Annotated in this window: 13 protein-coding genes and 1 pseudogene; 6 read left to right on the top strand and 8 right to left on the bottom strand. The window is 72.3% G+C overall.

What is annotated here, in order from left to right; genetic code table 11:
* Nucleotides 1–3 precede the first annotated feature (3 nt).
* From IF46_RS0115045 to mraZ, 3 genes and pseudogenes are all read right to left on the bottom strand, one after another.
* Entirely contained in the window at nt 4–609 is a 606-nt protein-coding gene (locus IF46_RS0115045) for a hypothetical protein (protein WP_030488959.1), read from the bottom strand.
* Nucleotides 610–671: 62 nt separating this feature from the next.
* Nucleotides 672–1,709: pseudogene (gene rsmH / locus IF46_RS32550) on the bottom strand (16S rRNA (cytosine(1402)-N(4))-methyltransferase RsmH); the annotation flags it as partial.
* A 206-nt stretch (nt 1,710–1,915) separates the two neighbouring features.
* Nucleotides 1,916–2,347: a division/cell wall cluster transcriptional repressor MraZ gene (mraZ, locus tag IF46_RS0115035; protein WP_030488958.1), complete on the bottom strand. Its 432-nt coding sequence runs from the start codon at nt 2,345–2,347 to the stop codon at nt 1,916–1,918.
* Nucleotides 2,348–2,702: 355 nt separating this feature from the next.
* Between mraZ and IF46_RS0115030 the strand changes: the two genes are divergently transcribed.
* Genes IF46_RS0115030 through IF46_RS0115020 form a run of 3 tightly spaced genes read left to right on the top strand, consistent with a single transcriptional unit; the run spans nt 2,703 to nt 5,339 of the window.
* Nucleotides 2,703–3,950, top strand: a complete 1,248-nt coding sequence (locus IF46_RS0115030) for a MurT ligase domain-containing protein (RefSeq protein WP_030488957.1) — start codon at nt 2,703–2,705, stop codon at nt 3,948–3,950.
* On the top strand, nt 3,940–4,659 hold the full coding sequence (locus tag IF46_RS0115025; protein WP_030488956.1) for a type 1 glutamine amidotransferase: 720 nt from the start codon (nt 3,940–3,942) through the stop codon (nt 4,657–4,659). The genes IF46_RS0115030 and IF46_RS0115025 overlap by 11 nt, the downstream gene beginning before the upstream one ends.
* On the top strand, nt 4,656–5,339 hold the full coding sequence (locus IF46_RS0115020; protein WP_030488955.1) for a TVP38/TMEM64 family protein: 684 nt from the start codon (nt 4,656–4,658) through the stop codon (nt 5,337–5,339). Before IF46_RS0115025 ends, IF46_RS0115020 begins: the two co-directional genes overlap by 4 nt.
* A gap of 133 nt (nt 5,340–5,472) precedes the next feature.
* Here the strand turns inward: IF46_RS0115020 and leuS are convergent, their stop codons facing one another.
* Nucleotides 5,473–8,313: a leucine--tRNA ligase gene (leuS, locus tag IF46_RS0115015; RefSeq protein WP_030488954.1), complete on the bottom strand. Its 2,841-nt coding sequence runs from the start codon at nt 8,311–8,313 to the stop codon at nt 5,473–5,475.
* A gap of 402 nt (nt 8,314–8,715) precedes the next feature.
* On the opposite strand from leuS, the gene IF46_RS0115010 reads away from it, so the two are divergent.
* The 3 genes from IF46_RS0115010 to IF46_RS0115000 are packed head-to-tail and all read left to right on the top strand — an operon-like array spanning nt 8,716 to nt 13,559.
* Nucleotides 8,716–9,768, top strand: coding sequence for an AAA family ATPase (locus IF46_RS0115010; protein ID WP_030488953.1), 1,053 nt, complete (start codon nt 8,716–8,718; stop codon nt 9,766–9,768).
* Between the two features lies 1 nt (nt 9,769).
* A complete protein-coding gene (locus IF46_RS0115005) occupies nt 9,770–11,068 on the top strand; it encodes a DUF58 domain-containing protein (RefSeq protein WP_030488952.1) in 1,299 nt (432 codons plus the stop codon).
* A gap of 16 nt (nt 11,069–11,084) precedes the next feature.
* The gene (locus IF46_RS0115000; RefSeq protein ID WP_030488951.1) at nt 11,085–13,559 is read left to right on the top strand and encodes a transglutaminase TgpA family protein; all 2,475 of its coding nucleotides are present in this window, start codon (nt 11,085–11,087) and stop codon (nt 13,557–13,559) included.
* A gap of 242 nt (nt 13,560–13,801) precedes the next feature.
* On the opposite strand, the gene IF46_RS0114995 is transcribed toward IF46_RS0115000, so the two are convergent.
* The 4 genes from IF46_RS0114995 to IF46_RS0114980 form a co-directional block, all read right to left on the bottom strand.
* Entirely contained in the window at nt 13,802–14,200 is a 399-nt protein-coding gene (locus IF46_RS0114995) for a DUF3040 domain-containing protein (protein ID WP_030334542.1), read from the bottom strand.
* 116 nt (nt 14,201–14,316) lie between these two features.
* On the bottom strand, nt 14,317–15,576 hold the full coding sequence (locus IF46_RS0114990) for a DNA polymerase IV (protein WP_030488950.1): 1,260 nt from the start codon (nt 15,574–15,576) through the stop codon (nt 14,317–14,319).
* 93 nt (nt 15,577–15,669) lie between these two features.
* Entirely contained in the window at nt 15,670–16,836 is a 1,167-nt protein-coding gene (locus IF46_RS0114985; protein ID WP_030488949.1) for an alkaline phosphatase family protein, read from the bottom strand.
* The gene (locus tag IF46_RS0114980; protein WP_030488948.1) at nt 16,833–17,600 is read right to left on the bottom strand and encodes a methyltransferase domain-containing protein; all 768 of its coding nucleotides are present in this window, start codon (nt 17,598–17,600) and stop codon (nt 16,833–16,835) included. The genes IF46_RS0114985 and IF46_RS0114980 overlap by 4 nt, the downstream gene beginning before the upstream one ends.
* Nucleotides 17,601–17,659: the final 59 nt, after the last annotated feature.

Raw genomic sequence — 17,659 nt, 5'->3', positions numbered from 1 at the left:
TGGTCAGCCTCCCGCACCCTGGCTGGTCACCGACGGCTGGCCGGTCGCCGGCTGCGGCACCTCGAGGGTCTTGCCGTCCGGCAGCCGGATGTAGCCCGGCTCGCCAGCGTCCACCAGCCCCAGCCGCCGCGCGTTGGCGGTCAGGTTGCCCGGCGCCTCGGCATCGGCGATCTGCTTGTCCAGCTGCTGCTTCTCCAGGTCCAGTCGAGCCTGCTGCTGCTGCAGCCGCTCCAACCGGAACGCGTTCTCGTTGATCTTGGTGTTGACCGCCAGGATGCCCAGCACCCCGCCGACCACCAGCACCACGACCAGCGCCGCGAACGGCGCACGCGGTACCGACACCGGCGGTGGCGGTGCCACCCGCAGCCGAGGCGGGCGGGCGCTGGCCGCGTTGCCGGCCTTCTCGACCGGCCGCAGCGCGGCGGTGCCCTGAGTGGGGAACTCGCGCGCCCCCCGGGCGCGAGTCTCCCCCTGCTGCTTCACTCGATCGATGCGTGGCGTACCGTTTCCGAGGCGCGGAGCCCGCTCCGCCGCGATCCGGCCCCCCGACCGCGGTGCGCGCTGGCCGCCGCCGGTGACGTCCCGGCGGTCGCGCTTGTCAATGCTCATGTCCCCTCCCCCTCAACATCCGTCCCTCTGCCGTCCCGGTGCCCCTGACCCCCCACGGATCAGGCGGACCCCGGGCCCGGTTGGTGCATCCCCTTCACCCGTCGGCGAGACCGTTCGCGGTCGGTCCGCCCAAGCTCTGTCGCGTTCGGGTCGAGTCGTTCCGCTGCCCGCAACCGCACCGAAGCGGCGCGCGGGTTCGCGGCGACCTCCGCCTCCCCAGGCAGTTCGGCGCCCCGGCTGAGCAGCCGGAACGTCGGACCGGACCCGGGAAGCTCGACCGGGAGGTCGATCGGGCCCTTACTGCGGACCCGGTCCGCGAGGGCCACCTTGGTGAGCCTGTCCTCCAGCGAGTGGTAGGACAGAACCACCATGCGACCGCCCACGGTCAGTGCGTCGAGTGCGGACGGCAGCGCCGACTCCAGCGCTGCCAGCTCTCTGTTTACCTCGATCCGTAAAGCCTGAAACGTTCTCTTTGCCGGGTGCCCACCCGTTCGTCGGGCTGGAGCAGGAATGGAATCCCGAACCAACTCCGCCAAGAGCGCGGACGAGGTGATCCGGGCCCGCTCCCGCTGCCGGATGATCGCCGAGGCGATCCGACCGGCGAACTTCTCCTCGCCGTAGACCCGCAGCACCCGGGCCAGGTCCGGATGCGCATAGGTGTTGACCACCTCTTCGGCGGTCACCCCCCGGGTCTGGTCCATCCGCATGTCCAGCGGCGCGTCCTGGGCGTACGCGAACCCGCGGTCGGGCGCGTCCAACTGCAACGACGAGACGCCCAGATCGAACAGGATCCCGTCGATGCCCGGATAGCCCAGCCGGTCCAGCACGTCCGGCAACTCGTCGTAGACGGCGTGCTCCAGGTGCACCCGATCGGCGAACCGGGCCAGTCGGACCCGCGCGTGAGCGAGCGCCTCGGTGTCCCGGTCGAGCCCGATCAGGACCGTCTCCGGATGCGCCTCCAGCACCGCCTCCGCGTGCCCGGCCAGGCCGAGCGTCGCGTCGACGTGGACCGTCCGTCCGCCTCGACCCAGCGCGGGGGCCAGTAGCTCGAGACACCGCTCGAGCAGCACCGGCACGTGCGTGCCGCGCAACTCCCCCATGATGACCCCCACTGGTTGAAACGTCCGTTCTTCTCGTGCGCCTGTCGTCGGACGGCGCTGCCGTCGTACCGCCAGATCCCCATCCGCTCCCGCCTGACACCGAACCGTCGCCCGATGACTGGATCGTGCGCCTGGCACCGGGGAAGTGATGCCAGGAACTCGAAAGCGGCTGGAGATCTCGCAGTACGTCGGGCGCCGTTACCGCCCTACAGACCGCCGGGCAGCACCCCCTCCTCGATGTCGGCGAAGTCGTCTTCGCTCTCGGCGAGGTAGGTCTCCCAGGCGACCTTGTCCCAGATCTCCACCCGCGTGCTCGCGCCGATCACCACCAACTCGCGGTCCAGCGCGGCGTACGCCCGCAGGTGAGCCGGAATGGTCACCCGACCCTGCTTGTCCGGAACCTCGTCGTGCGCGCTGGCGAAGAAGACCCGGCTGTAGGCCCGGGCCGCCTTGTGTGTCATCGGCTGTGCGCGCAACTGCTCCGCGATCCGCTGGAACTCAGGGGTCGGGAAGACGTAGAGGCAGCGCTCCTGCCCTTTGGTAACCACGACACCCCCCGCCAGCTCATCTCGGAACTTGGCCGGAAGGATCAACCGGCCCTTTTCGTCCAGGCGTGGAGTGTGGGTGCCGAGAAACACCGGCCCAACCCCCTCGCCCTTGAGCGGCGTTCGCGGCGCCGCTGACCCCCCGGGCCGGTGAGCCCTCCCGGCCTCACCATTGGTCCCCACTCTACTCCACTTCCCTCCACCCGCAACCAGATTCGCCCGCGTGGCGCGGCCTATCCGAGGGCAAAACCGCACGTCACGAGGGGTGGAGCGGAGTGGAGGGCCAGGGCCACCCCTCGGCGTGGTCCGCTTTCCGACATAGATCGATTCCGTCCGGATGACGCCGGCCCGGCCACCCGCACAGCCGCCACGGCCGAACGGTTCACCGTCGGCGGCGATCTGGCGGGCCCGGCGGTCCGGTAACCTCGCTCGCGTGACGGACGCGAAAATGCCCCTACGGGCCAAGGTGGCCAGCTCCGTGTCACGGACCGCCGCGGCGCTCTCCCGAGCGGCCGGCCGTGGCGACGGTTCGGTGATCGGCGGGTGGATCGGCCTGAAGATCGACCCGGACCTGCTGGCCCACCTGTCGGCCGGGCGTGCGATCGCGCTCGTCTCCGGCACCAACGGCAAGACCACCACCACCCGGTTGACCTCCGCCGCAGTCGGCGTGCTCGGCCGGGTCGCCACCAACTCCTTCGGTGCCAACATGCCCAGCGGGCACACCTCGGCCCTGGCCAAGGCCGGCAGCACCCCGTACGCGGTGCTGGAGGTCGACGAGCACTACCTCGCCCAGGTGCTGGAGGCGACCGAGCCGCACGTGGTCGCGCTGCTGAACCTCTCCCGCGACCAGCTCGACCGCGCCAAGGAGGTCGCCATGATGGCGCAGCTCTGGCGCGCGGCGCTGGTCCGGCACACCGACGTACGGGTGGTCGCCAACGCCGACGACCCGATGGTGGTGTGGGCCGCTACCCCGCCGGGCGACCCCGCCCGCGGCATCAACCCGCCGCACGTGACGTGGTTCAGTGCCGGCCAGCGCTGGCACGACGACTCCTGGGTCTGCCCGGAGTGCGGCTCCACGATCCAGCGCTCCGGCGAGCAGTGGTGGTGCACCGGCTGCCCACTGCGCCGACCGGAGCCGCAGTGGGTCGTCGAGGACGAAGGGGTGCTCGACCCCACCGGCGCCTGGCACAAGGTCTCCCTGCAACTGCCCGGCAAGGTCAATCTCGGCAACGCCGCGACCGCGCTGGCGGTGGCCGCCGAGTTCGGCGTCCGCCCGGTCGACGCGGTGTCCCGCCTCGGCATCGTCACCTCGGTGGCCGGCCGCTACGCGCAGGTCGACAAGGAGGGGCGCAACATCCGGCTGCTGCTGGCCAAGAACCCGGCCAGCTGGCTGGAGGCCTTCGACATGGCCGACGACGCGCCGACCCTGCTCTCCATCAACGCGCGCGACCCCGACGGCCTGGACACCTCCTGGCTCTTCGACGTCGACTTCGCCCCGCTCCGTGGCCGGCAGGTGTTGATCACCGGGGACCGGGCATACGACCTGGCGGTTCGACTGGACGTCAACGACGTGCCGTTCCAGCACGTCCGCACGTTCGACGACGCCATCCGGTCGGTCCCGCCCGGCCGGTTGGAGGTCATCGCGAACTACACCGCGTTCCAGGACATCCGAGCGGAGTTGGACCGTGTCATCTGAGAGCCTGCGCATCGTCTGGATCTACCCCGACCTGCTCTCCACGTACGGAGACCGGGGCAACGCCCTGATCCTCGCCCGCCGCGCCCGCCAGCGCGGTATGCCGGTCGAGGTGGTGGAGGTCCGCTCCGACCAGCAACTGCCCGCGACCGCCGACATCTACCTGGTCGGCGGCGGCGAGGACGGTCCCCAGGCGCTGGGCGCCCAGCGGCTGCTCGCCGACGGTGGTCTGCACCGGGCGGTCGCCCAGGGTTCGGTGGTGTTCGGTGTCTGCGCCGGCTACCAGCTGCTCGGCACCTCCTTCTTCGCCAAGGGCGTGCAGTGCCGCGGCCTGGAGCTGCTCGACCTGAAGTCCGACCGGGGCGAGAGCCGGGCCGTCGGCGAGCTGGCCGGTGAGATCGACCCCCGGCTGGGCCTGCCCCCGCTGACCGGCTTCGAGAACCACGGCGGCCGCACCCAACTCGGTCCGGAGGTCTCCCCGCTGGCCCGGGTCACCGCCGGGGTCGGCAACGACGGCGCCACCGAGGGCGCGTGGCGCGGCAAGCTACTCGGCACCTACTCGCACGGGCCGGCGCTGGCCCGCAACCCGGCCCTGGCCGACCTGCTGCTGCGCTGGGCCACCGGAGCACACCAGCTCCCGCCGTTGGACGACACCTGGTCGGACCGACTCCGCAACGAGCGCCGCTCCGCAGTGGCCGCCGCCCGGGCATGATCCGTGCCGTCCGGCGGCTGCTCCGGCAGCCGTCGGCCGCCCGGTTCGCCCTGCTCGTGCTGCTGATCGGCGGTTGCGGGTTACTGCTGCTCCTGGTGCCCCGGCCGAATCCAGCGCAGCTACCGCTGCTGGCCGACCGACTGGGTGACCTCGCCCCGGTGGCGGCGATCCTCGGGGGCGCGCTGCTGCTTGTCGCACTGGTACCCCGGACCTTCATCACGCTCGCCGCCGGCGCGATCTTCGGCCCCCTGGAGGGTGCCGCGTACGCGCTGGGCGCCGCGCTGGTGGCCGCGGCGATCGGGTTCACGGTCGGTCGGTTGCTCGGGCGGGACTTCGTGGCTGAACGGGTCCGTGGTCGCCTGGCCCGCCTCGACGGCTGGTTCGCCCGACAGAGCGTGCTCGGGGTGGTCACCGTCCGACTGCTGCCGATCGCCGGCTTCGGGCTGGTCAGCTACGGCTACGGCACGACCGGCGCACGGGTGCTGCCGTTCCTGGCCGGCAGCGTGATCGCGTCCGCGCCGACCGCCTTCGGCTACGCGGCGATCGGCGCGGCGGTCAGCTCGCCCGGCCACGTCAACTGGTACGCCGCCGCCCCGGCCAGCCTCGGGCTGATCGCCAGCCTGGTGCTCGTCCACAAGTGGTGGCGCGCCGAACGCCGCCGCCGCACCATGCCGGTCTGACCGCGCAAACCCCGCGTGCCACGCCTGGAGAGAAACGCACCAAAGAGTGCGATGACTGTGAGGCATCATGATGCCTCACAGTCATCGCACTCGTCCCGGCCTTCGCCGCGACGAGTCGTCACACTCCGTAGCGTCAGGCGACCACGGAGACCATTCGGCCCTTGACCACGATGACCTTGCGGGGTTCCTTGCCGGCCAGGGTGGCCGCCACCGCGTCCAGGGCCGCCGCGCGGACGGTCTCCTCGGAGGCGTCGGCGGGGACCTCGATGCGGCCACGGACCTTGCCGTTCACCTGCACCGGGTAGGTCACCGTGTCGGCCACCAGCAGCGCCGCGTCGGCAGTTGGGAAGTCCGCGTACGTCAGCGATGTGTCGTGGCCCAGCTTGCGCCACAGCTCCTCGGCCAGGTGCGGGGCGAACGGCGCCACCATCAGCACCAGCGGCTCGGCCACCTCGCGGGGCGTGGCCGACAGCCCGGTCAGCCCGTTGGTCAGCTGGATCAGCTTGGCGATCGCGGTGTTGAACCGGATTCCGTCCATGTCGCCACGGACCCCGTCGATCACCTTGTGCAGCAGCCGGCGGGTCGCCTCGTCGGCCGGGTCGTCGGTGATCCGCAGGGCGCCGGTCTGCTCGTCGACGACGGCCCGCCAGACCCGCTGCAGGAACCGGTACGACCCGACGACCGCCCGGGTCTCCCAGGGGCGGGACACCTCCAGCGGGCCCATCGACATCTCGTACACCCGGAAGGTGTCCGCGCCGTAGGCGGCGCACATGTCGTCGGGGGTCACCACGTTCTTCAGCGACTTGCCCATCTTGCCGTACTCGCGGTTGACCGCCAGGTCGCCCAGGTAGTAGGCGCCGTCGCGCTCGAAGACCTCCTCGGCCTGCACGTAGCTGCCGCGCGAGTCGGTGTACGCGTACGCCTGGATCATGCCCTGGTTGAACAGCTTGCGGAACGGCTCGATCGACGACACGTGCCCCAGGTCGAACAGCACCTTGTGCCAGAACCGCGCGTACAGCAGGTGCAGCACGGCGTGCTCGGCGCCACCGACATACAGGTCGGTGCCCCCGCAGTCACCGTCGGCACGCGGGCCCATCCAGTAGCGCTCGTTCTCCGCGTCGACGAACCGCTCGTTGTTGGTCGGGTCCAGGTAGCGCAGCTCGTACCAGCAGGAGCCGGCCCACTGCGGCATCACGTTGGTTTCCCGGGTGTAGCGCTTCGGCCCGTCACCCAGGTCCAGTTCGACCTCGACCCAGTCCCGCCGGCGCGACAGCGGGGTCTCCGGGTTGCTGTTGGCGTCGTCGGCCTCGAACGTCTTCGGGGAGAAGTCGTCGACCTCCGGCAGCTCGACCGGCAGCATCTCCTCCGGCAGGGCGATGGCCGCGCCGGTCTCGTCGTAGACGATCGGGAACGGCTCGCCCCAGTACCGCTGCCGGGAGAACAGCCAGTCGCGCAGTCGGTAGGTCACCGCGCCGCTGCCGTGCCCGTTCGCCTCCAGCCAGGCGATGATCGCCGCCTTGGCGTCGACGACCCCCAGGCCGTTCAGCTCCAGGCCGCGCTCGGGCGCGGCGCTGTTGATCGCCGGGCCGTCCCCGGTGTACGCCTTGCCGTCGAAGCCCTCCGCCGGCTGCACGGTACGCACGATGGGCAGCTCGAAGACCTCGGCGAACGCCCAGTCCCGCTCGTCCTGCGCCGGCACCGCCATGATCGCGCCGGTGCCGTAGCCGGCCAGCACGTAGTCGGCGATGAAGATCGGGATCTGCCCGCCGGTGACCGGGTTGGTGGCGTACGCGCCGATGAAGACGCCGGTCTTCTCCTTGTTGTCGGACTGCCGCTCGACGTCGGTCTTGGCGGCCGCCGCCTTGCGGTACGCCTCGACAGCCTCCCGGGGGTTGGCGTGCCCGCCGGTCCAGGCGTCCCTCGCCCCGGCCGGCCAGGCAGCCGGCGCCAGCGTGTCGACCAGCTCGTGCTCGGGCGCCAGCACCATGTAGGTGGCGCCGAAGACGGTGTCCGGTCGGGTCGTGAACACCCGCACCGGCGCGGCCGTGGTCGGGAAGTCGATGTGGGCGCCGGTGGAGCGACCGATCCAGTTGCGCTGCATCAGCTTGATCGGCTCGGGCCAGTCCAGGCTGTCCAGGTCGTCCAGCAGCCGGTCACCGTACGCGGTGATGCGCATCATCCACTGCTTCAGGTTGCGCTTGAAGACCGGGAAGTTGCCCCGCTCGGAGCGCCCGTCGGCGGTGACCTCCTCGTTGGCCAGCACGGTGCCCAGCCCCGGGCACCAGTTCACCGGCGCCTGCGAGACGTACGCCAGTCGGTGGTCGTCGACGACCTGCCGGCGCTCGGCGACGCTCAGCTCGGCCCAGGCGCGGCCGTCCGGCGTGGGCCGGTTACCGCCCTCGAACTCGGCGATCAGCTCGGCGATCGGGCGGGCCCGGCGGGCGTCGCGGTCGTACCAGGAGTTGAAGATCTGCAGGAAGATCCACTGGGTCCAGCGGTAGAAGTCGGTGTCGATGGTGGCCACCGAGCGCCGCTCGTCGTGCGCCAGCCCCAGCCGACGCAGCTGCGCCTTGTACCGCTCGATGTTCGCCACGGTGGTGGTCCGGGGGTGGGTGCCGGTCTGCACCGCGTACTGCTCGGCGGGCAGGCCGAACGCGTCGAAGCCCATCGCGTGCAGCACGTTACGGCCGGCCATCCGCTGGTAGCGGGCGTAGCAGTCGGTGCCGATGTAGCCCAGCGGGTGGCCGACGTGCAGGCCGGCGCCGGAGGGGTACGGAAACATGTCCAGCACGTACAGCTTCTCCGCGCCGGCACGGGGGTGGGTCGGATCGGCCAGCGGGCCGGTCGGGTTCGGTGCGTGGAAGGTGCCCTCGCGCGCCCAGGTGTCCTGCCAACGAATCTCGATCTCGTCGGCCAGGGCCGCGGTGTACCGGAACGGGGGGATGTCGCCCGCCGGTGCGGCTGCCTCACTCATCGTCTCTCCTCGCTTCGCTTCGCTTCGTCTCGGCACCACCGGGCCGGGCCGGCGGCGGGCACAAAAAAGCCCCTCGCGCAGGAGGGGCCGCCGTGCTGTCGCTGCGTTCAGCGCATCAGCACGGCCCGGTAAGAAGCAGGAAGACTCCGGCCATGCCCCGCAGTGTACCTCGCCTCCAGCTCGGCCCGCCCGCCCCCGGGCCTGTCGCACCCGTTCCCCCGAGATGGCGAATATCGGTGCGTAACCGACGGACTACCTGCGGGGGTCGGCGATAACGACAAACATGGTTAGCCTGAGAGACCAGTGAGATTCCTGCGGCAAACGAGGCTCGACGTCGCGAACCCAACGGCGGGTCCAGGTGCTCTCGACAGAGCTGCCGTGACGGCGACGAGGAGGAGGCCCGTGACACAACAGACCTGGGACGAGGTGGGCGGCCTACTGCCGCACGACGAGTTCCGCGCCGCCAGCGAGGCCATCGTGGCCAACATCGAGCAGGTCATCGAGGGTAAGACCGCCACCGTGCGGCTCGCCCTGGCCGTGCTGCTCGCCGAGGGTCACCTCCTGATCGAAGACGTCCCGGGTGTCGGCAAGACCAAGCTTGCCAAGGCCCTCGCGCGGTCCATCGACTGCACCGTACGCCGGATCCAGTTCACCCCCGACCTGCTGCCCAGCGACGTCACCGGGGTCAGCGTCTACAACCAGGAGACGCACGACTTCGAATTCCGTCCTGGCGCCGTCTTCGCCAACCTGGTGGTCGGCGACGAGATCAACCGGGCGTCGCCGAAGACCCAGTCGGCGTTGCTGGAGTGCATGGAGGAGCGGCAGGTCACCGTCGACGGGGTGACGTACCAGCTCCAGACCCCGTTCATGGTGATCGCCACGCAGAACCCGATCGAGATGGAGGGGACCTACCCGCTGCCGGAGGCGCAGCGCGACCGGTTCACCGCCCGGATCGCGATGGGTTACCCGGACGCCAACGCCGAGCTGGCCATGCTCGACGGGCACGGCGCCACCGACCCGCTGAACGAGCTGCGCGCGGTCTCCGACGCGGCCATCGTCCGACAGCTCATCGCCACCGTCCGGCAGGTGCACGTCGCGGACGCGGTCAAGCAGTACGCGATCGACCTGGTCACCGCCACCCGCGAGACCCCCGACCTGCGGCTCGGCGCGTCCCCCCGGGCGACCCTGCAACTGCTGCGCACCGCCCGGGCGGTCGCCGCTCTGGAGGGCCGCGACTACGTCCTCCCCGACGACCTGCAGGCCCTGGCGGTGCCGGTGCTCGCCCACCGGATCATCCCGACCGCCGACGCGCAGCTCGCCCGACGCACCACCGACGCGATCGTCTCCGAGCTGGTGCACCGCCTGCCGCTGCCTCACGACCGGCAGCGCAACCCGTACGACACCAGGCCCGCCACCGGCAACGGCCGCGCGCCCTACGAGCCGCGGAGGCCATGACGTGCGTGCCGGGCTACGCGGGCTGACCACCCGCGGGCGCTCCTTCCTCGCCGCGGCGGCAGCGGCGGCGATCTCGGCCGGCATCCTCGGCGAGAAGGACCTGCTCCGGGTGGCTGTGCTGTTGGCCATCCTGCCGTTGCTGGCCGCCGCCTACGTCGGGCGCAGCCGCTACAAGCTGGCCTGCAACCGTTCACTGGACCCGCACCGGGTTCCGGTCGGCGCCAACTCCCGGGTGGTGCTGCGCCTGCAGAACCTCTCCCGCCTGCCGACCGGCACCCTTCTGCTGGAGGACCGGCTGCCCTACGCGCTGGGCAGCCGCCCCCGGGTGGTGTTGGAGCGGCTCGGCGCACACCAGGCCAGCTCCGTGGCGTACACCGTGCGGGCCGACGTGCGGGGCCGCTACGACGTGGGCCCGCTGGTCGTCCGGATGACCGACCCGTTCGGTCTCTGTGAGCTGACCCGCTCCTTCCCCAGCACCGACCACCTGACGGTCATCCCGCAGGTCACCCCGCTGCCGTCGGTCCGGCTCCCCGGGGAGTACGCGGGCAGCGGCGACAGCCGGGCCCGCTCGGTGGCGGTGCACGGCGAGGACGACGCGGCGACCCGGGAGTACCGGCGCGGCGACGACCTGCGCCGGGTGCACTGGAAGTCCACGGCCCGCACCGGCGAGCTGATGGTGCGCCGCGAGGAGCAACCGTGGGAGAGCCGGGCCACCGTCGTCCTGGACACCCGGGCGTACGGCCACCGCGGCGAGGGGCCGACGGCCAGTTTCGAGTGGTCCGTCTCCGCCGCCGCGAGCATCGCCGTCCACCTGCGGCAGGCCGGCTACAAGTTGCGCCTGGTCACCGGCTCGGGGGCCGATGTGGACGCCTCCGAGGGCGGCGGCGACGGTGCGCTGCTCGACCACCTCGCGGAGGTGCGACTGGATCAGCGCGCCGAGGTCACCGGCCTCGTGCAGCGGGTCCGCCAGCGCGCCGACGGCGGTTTGATCATCGGCCTGTTCGGCTCGGTGAGCGTGGCCGAGGCGGAGCTGCTGGCCGGGCTGCGGGGCAACGGCGCCACCTGCATCGGTTTCCTGCTGAACAGCTCCACCTGGCTCAGCCTGCCGGAGAAGGCCCGGGCCGAGGCGGAGCACGCGCACGCCGCCGCTGTCCTCGCCATGCTGCAGAGCGGCTGGCGCGTGGTCGGCGTCGACCACGGCGCTCGACTCCCGACGCTGTGGCCGCAGGCCGGCCGGGGCTCCCAGGGTTTCGCCCTGCGCGCCGCGCTGGCCGAGACCGTCGCCGGCGGCGTGCGATGAACGGAAGGCTCCCCTCATGATCAGCAGTCGGAACATCGGCGTGGTGGCGGCCCTGGCCACGCTGCTGGCCGCCGCGCCGCTGTCGGCCATCTTCCAGGGCTGGACGTGGCTGATCGAGTCCATCATCGCGGTCGCCGTGGTGGCCGGGGTGGCCGCATTGACCCGACTCGCCCGGGCACCCCTGTGGGGTCAGGTGCTGGGCATGCTGGCCGGCCTGATGTTCGCGCTGACCTGGCTGTTCCCCAGCGGCAAGGAGCTGTTCGCGATCCTGCCCACGCCGGGCACCTTCTCCTACTTCGGCGATCTGCTCGCCGGCTCCATGCAGGACATGCGCTCGTACGGGGTCGAGGTCCCGGACACTGACCCGCTGCTGTTCATCGCCGTGCTCGGCGTCGGCGGGGTCGCCGTACTGGTGGACGTCCTGGCCGTGGGGCTGCGCCGGCCCGCACTGGCGGGGCTGCCGATGCTCGCCATCTACTCGGTGCCGGTCGCCGTCTACGTGGACAGCGTCCCCGCGGTGCCGTTCGTGGTGGGCGCCGCCGGTTACCTCTGGCTGCTGGTCACCGACAACGTCGACCGGGTACGCCGCTTCGGACGCCGGTTCACCGGTGACGGCCGCGACGTCGACGTGTGGGAGGCCTCGCCGTTGGCGTCCGCCGGCCGTCGGCTCGCGATCGTCGGGGTGGCCCTGGCGGTGGTGCTGCCGCTGGCGGTGCCCGGCATGACCGGTGGGCTGCTCGACTCCCTCAGCCGAGGGCCGGGCAACGGCACCGGCAACGGGTCGGGCTCGGGCGGCACGTCGGGCCGGATCGACCTGTTCGCCTCACTCGCCGGCCAGCTCAACCAGTCCCAGGTCACCGAGTTGGTCAAGGTGACCACCACTGAGCCGAACCCGTTCTACCTGCGCTACGCGGTCGCCGACGAGCTGCGCTCCACGGGCTTCCAGGCACGCAACCCGAGTGGCCGACCGGCCAACCGGGACCTGCCGAACCCGGCCGACCGAGCCGGCCGAGGCGTGCAGCAGACCTCCCACCGGGCGACCGTCGAGGTCACCAAGAACCTGAGCATGGCGCTGATGCCGGTGTATGCCGAGCCGGTACGCACCGAGGACCTCAACGGCAACTGGCTCTACGACGACAGCCAGCAGGTCATCTTCTCCAACCGGGAGAACTCCCGAGGCCGGAAGTACTCCTTCGACTACATCCGCTCGACGTTCACGCCGGCCGCGTTGCGGGCCGCGCCAGCACTGCCGACCGACCACCCCGTACGCCGACAGCTGACCGCCACCCCGGGGGCGGTGCCCGAGGTGGAGGAGCTGGTCAAGACCCTGGTCCAGGGCAAGCGCACGGACTACGACCGGGTGCTGGCCATCTACCAGCATTTCTCGGCGGACAACGGGTTCAGCTACCGGTTGAGCACCGAGAGCGGCAGCAGTGGTCAGGACATCGTCGACTTCCTGACCAACAAGGTCGGCTACTGCCAGCAGTACGCCGCCGCGATGGCCTGGCTGGTCCGCTCGGCCGGCATCCCGGCCCGGGTGGCGTTCGGGTTCACCAACGGCAGCAATCGCGACGGTGACACCTTCACGCTGACCAACCTCAACCTGCACGCCTGGACCGAGGTCTACTTCGACGGGGCCGGTTGGGTGCCGTTCGACGCCACCCCGGCGTACGGGGTGCCCGGCTCCACCCGGTCGACCTGGGCACCGGACAATGACGCGCCGGAGCCGACGACCCCGGGCGGTGGCGTCGCGGGCACCCCGACAGGTCCCGAGGCGTCAGCCGGTCCGTCCGGGCCGGACAACGCCGACCAGGACATCGACGATGGGCTGTCCCTCGGCGGGACGACGCCGACTGAGCAGCCGCCGGTGTGGCCCTGGTGGGCGGCGGGCCTGTTGGCTCTGCTGGCGCTCCTCGCGGTGCCCGCTCTGCGCCGCACGGCGCTGCGCCGCCGACGTGGTGGCCAGGCGGCGAGCGGGGCGCTGGCCCTCGCCAGCGTCGACGACGGCACCGAGCCGGGGACGCGACCGGTGGTGGTCGGCGTGGACGCCAATCGGGCCCGCGCGGACGCGCACGCCGCCTGGGCGGAGTTGCTCGACACTCTGGTGGACTTCCGGGTCCCGGTGGATCCGACCGAGACACCCAGGGCGACCGCGGACCGGCTCGTCCGGGACGCCCTCGACGAGGACCCCGCCGTGATCGGCTCGGCGCGGTTGCTCGGCCGGGCGGAGGAGCGGGCCCGCTACGCGCGGGATCCACTGACCGGTGAGCAGTTGCTGCCGGCACTACGCGCGCTCCGTGGGGCGCTCGCCGCACGGGCGGACCGACGGACTCGCCTGCTCGCCGCCGTGCTGCCGCCGTCGGTGCTGCTGCGCTGGCGCACCGGCCTGGCGGACAGTTCCGGCCGAATGGTGGCGCTCACCGGGCAGGCAAGGCACCACCTGCTGCGCTGGAACCCCCGACGCCTGCTAGCCAACCGAGCAGCCCGCTAACCAACCAGCTCCAGGCCCGCCCCAAACCTCACCCATGACCACTTGATGATCAGCAGTTCACACCGTTGCCCTAGACGGAGTGGCTGTTCGTCAACCCCGCAGGGCTGCCCCCCAGGATCAAGCACGATCATGTGGGAAGGGTGCGCGGAAAGAAGGCGCGCGGAATCGACGGAGGTCGCCGGGGGCTGTTGCCCGGCGACCGCTCGTCGCGGCGTACGGCCCGCCTTAGCGGCGGGACCGGCTCAGCGGTGCCCCTCCGGGCGCTGCCGCCACCTGTCCTCCATGCGGTCCAGGATTGACGACCGGCGACCGGATCGGCCACCGCGGGGACGACGACGACTCGTCGTGCCGCCCACCACGTGCAGGTCGGGTGACTGCGCCCGGCGGTGCGACTGCACCGCGAACGCGGCCGACGCCAGCATGACGACGAAGCCCGCCACCGCCAGTGGTGGAGTCTTGATCACCGCGCCATAGACCAGTAGAGCCAAGCCAGCGATGATGACGCCGGCTGCGACGAGCAGGCGACGCCGCGCATGGAAGCGCGGATCGCTGGCGCGCACGGCCGAGGCGAATTTGGGGTCCTCGGCAAGCGACCGCTCGATCTGCTCGAACAGCCGCTGCTCGTGCTCCGAGAGCGGCACGGCACTCCTCCCCGGTCACGTTGGTCGGGCCCACTCGGGCCGACAGACCGTGGCAGCCAACCGGCTGCTTACCCGCAAGTCTACGAGGGGGGTCGCGCGTCGGAAAGCGGGACGACCTACGGGCGGGGTGGATTTTCGTTTCGACGGGGATCACGGTCGCCCATCAGACTGGCCGGACCTATGACGGACCGCCCGAAACGGGCAGCGGCGGCGTCCGCGGCAGCTTCCGCCTCGCGCCAACCGCGCTCGGGCGCGCCGAGGGTGAGTTGCCGTGCGGCGCCCTGCGCCGGGGCGAGCCCCTCGACCCGGACGCCGACGAGTCGGATCCGCTCGCCCGGGTCCAACACGGTGTAGAGCGCCCAGGCGGTATCGAACATCTCGCGTGCGGTGTCGGTGGGAACGTCGAGGGTGCGAGATCGGCTGACGGTGCGGAAGTCGGCCAGCCGGACCTTGAGTGAGACGGTGCGCCCGACCTGCCCGGAGCCTCGCAACCGGACGCCGACCTTCGCGCTGAGCGCGAGCAACGCACGGCGGATCTCCAGCGGGTCGGCCACGTCGACGTCGAAGGTCACCTCGGCGCCGATCGACTTGTCGACGTGCTCGGGGCTGACCCGGCGCGGGTCACGCCCCCAGGCCAACTCGTGCAGGTGCGCCGCCGAGGCGGCACCGACCGCTCGGCGGAGCATGCCCACCGGTGCCTCGGCGAGGTCGCCGACGGTGGACAGGCCGAGCCGGCGCAGCGCCTCGGCGGCGCGCTCCCCAACCCCCCACAGCGCGTCCACCGGCAGCGGGTGCAGAAAGTCGAGCACCTGCCCCGGGGGCACGACCAGCAGGCCGTCCGGCTTGGCCCGGGTGGAACCCAGCTTGGCCACGAACTTGCTCGGCGCCACCCCGACCGAGCAGGTCAACGCCTGCTCGTCGGCGACCCGCCGACGGATCAGCCGGGCGATGGTGGCCGGGGAGCCGAAGAGCCGGCGGGCCCCGGTCACGTCGAGGAACGCCTCGTCGAGGGAGAGCGGCTCGACCAGCGGCGTGACGTCCCGGAAGATCTGCATGACGGCCCGGGAGGCGGGCGTGTAGGCGGTGAAATCCGGTGGCAGGTAGACCGCGTGGGGGCAGCGGGCCCGAGCCTGACTGGTCGGCATCGCGCTGCGTACGCCGTACCGGCGGGCCTCGTAGCTGGCCGAGCTGACCACCCCACGCGGCCCGGTGCCGCCGACGACCACCGGTCGGCCGCGCAGCTCGGGCCGGCGGCGCACCTCAACGGCGGCGAAGAAGGCGTCCATGTCGACGTGCAGGATCGGGCTGGCGGAGTCGTCGGCGTCCGGCCCGAAGCGCGGATCGTCGCCCCGGGGCAACGATTGGCTGCGGCCCATCCCGGCAGGTTAACCCGGGGGTACGACACCACCACCCGCCGGCGGGCCGGGCCGGGCGCTCAGCCGCGCACGACCAGCAGCGGCACGGTCAGCTCAGCCGCGCACGACCAGCAGCGGCACGGTCAGCTCAGCGGCGGTGTCCGACCCGTGGTACGCCACCAACTTCGACGCCATCGGCCGCTCGGTGCGACTGGCCATGACCGCGTACGTGTCGTTGCAGATCACCACCACGTCGCCGATCCGGCCCAGGTGCTCCTCGGGCACCGGCCCGAACCAGCCCGAGGCCACCACCTGGTCGCGGGTGCGTACCCGGGCCGTGGCGCCCAGCACCTCCGACCAGGCGGCCAGCACGTCGTCGACCGCGCCCGGCTCGACGTGCAGGTAGCGCACCCGGGCCTCCCCGGCCACCAGCCGCACACCGGCCCGCAGTCGCGGATCGGTGTCCAGGTCGAAGCGGTGCGCGGCGGGAATGTCGAGCTGCCCGTGGTCGGCGGTCACCAGCAGCGCCGCGTCCGACGGCAGCCCGTCGACCAGCCGGGCGATCAGGGCGTCCACCTCGGTGGCGGCGACCCGCCAGGGCGTCGAGTCGACGCCACTGACGTGGCCGTGCCGGTCCAGGTCGGCGTGGTAGCCGGAGACCAGGGTGGGCCCGGTGCCGGCGCCCAGCGCGGCCAGCATGGTGGTGGCCACCGCGTCCCCGCCGGCAGCGCCCCGGAAGTCGCCACCCCGGTTGGCGGCCAGGGTCAACCCACTGCCGCCGAACTCCGGCCGACTCACCACTGTCGTCGTCACACCGGCCGCGCGGGCCCGCTCCAACTGGGTGGGCACCGGCTGCCAGCGCAGCGGCGACGGATCGGCGGCCCAGTCGGTGTGGGTGAGCACCCGGTCGGTGCCGGGCACCCGCACGGTGAAGCCGAGCACCCCGTGCACGCCCGGCGCGACGCCGGTGCCCAGCGACACCAGGCTGGTCGGGGTGGTGGACGGGAAACCGGCGATGAGTGGCCGGGCCACCGTCGCGGCGAGCCCGGCGAGGGTCGGCGCGTGCGGCGCCGCGGTCGGCAGTTGGTACCAGCCGAGCCCGTCGACCAACAGCACGGCGATCCGGCGTACCCCGGTCAGCACGGGGACGAGCCCGAGTGGGTCGGCCGAGCCGGGCACACCCAGCACGGCCAGCGCGCTGGGCAGCACGTCGGCGAGTCGGCCGCCACCGTGGCTCGGCCCGAGGATCGCCAGCGGTGCCACCGGTGGCGAGTCGCTCATGCCGGCCGGCGGGCGAACAGGTGCAGTTGGGCGGCCAAGTCCCGGTACGGCGGTTGGGCAGCCAGCGCCCGTTCCAACTCGACGAGGGCGGCGCTCTGTCCATCGGCGACCGCGGCCGGCAGCAGGTCGGCCAGCACGCGTACCCCGTGGATCTCCTCGACCATCAGCCCGGCGGTGCCGAGCAGCGCGGCGGCGCCGGGGGCGTCGTAGCGTCGGCGCAGCGTGTCGCGCGGCCCGGCGGTGCCGGCCGGATCGGCGGCCAGGGCGGTCGCGACGTCCAGATGCCCGTTCATCGCGCGGCCCAGCACGGCGGCGGCCCGGCCGGCCACCAGCACACTGGCCGCGCCGCCCGGACGCAGCGCGGTGGCCAGCGCGGCCACCACCGCCGTCGGGTCGTCGACCACCTCCAGTACGGCGTGGCAGAGCACCAGGTCGACGCCGGCCGGTTCGACCAGCCCGGCGAGGGCGTCACCGTCGCCCTGCACGGCGGCGATCCGGTCGGCCACCCCGGCCTCGGCGGCGCGGCGGGTGAGCGCGGCGAGCGCGTCGGGGCTGGCGTCGACGACGGTGACCCGATGCCCGGCGCGGGCCAGCGGAACGGCGAAACCGCCGGTGCCACCGCCCACGTCCAGCACGGTGAGCTCGGCGTCGCCGCGCCGGTCCAGCTCGGCGCGGAGCACCGACCAGATCACGGCGGTGCGGGGTGTCAGCGGCGGCCCAGCGAACCGGCCTCGGGTCTGCTCCACCCGGTCGAGCCTAGTCACCCGACCCGGTCTTGGTGCGGGCGTGTGGCGGGCACGCCCACCACACGCCCGATCGGCGC

Source organism: Micromonospora chokoriensis, from assembly GCF_000718555.1.
In the GTDB taxonomy this organism is placed as follows: Bacteria; Actinomycetota; Actinomycetes; order Mycobacteriales; family Micromonosporaceae; genus Micromonospora; species Micromonospora chokoriensis_B.
The sequence above is the reverse complement of the archived record's forward strand: the minus strand, read 5'-3'. Positions and strand labels throughout refer to the sequence as shown.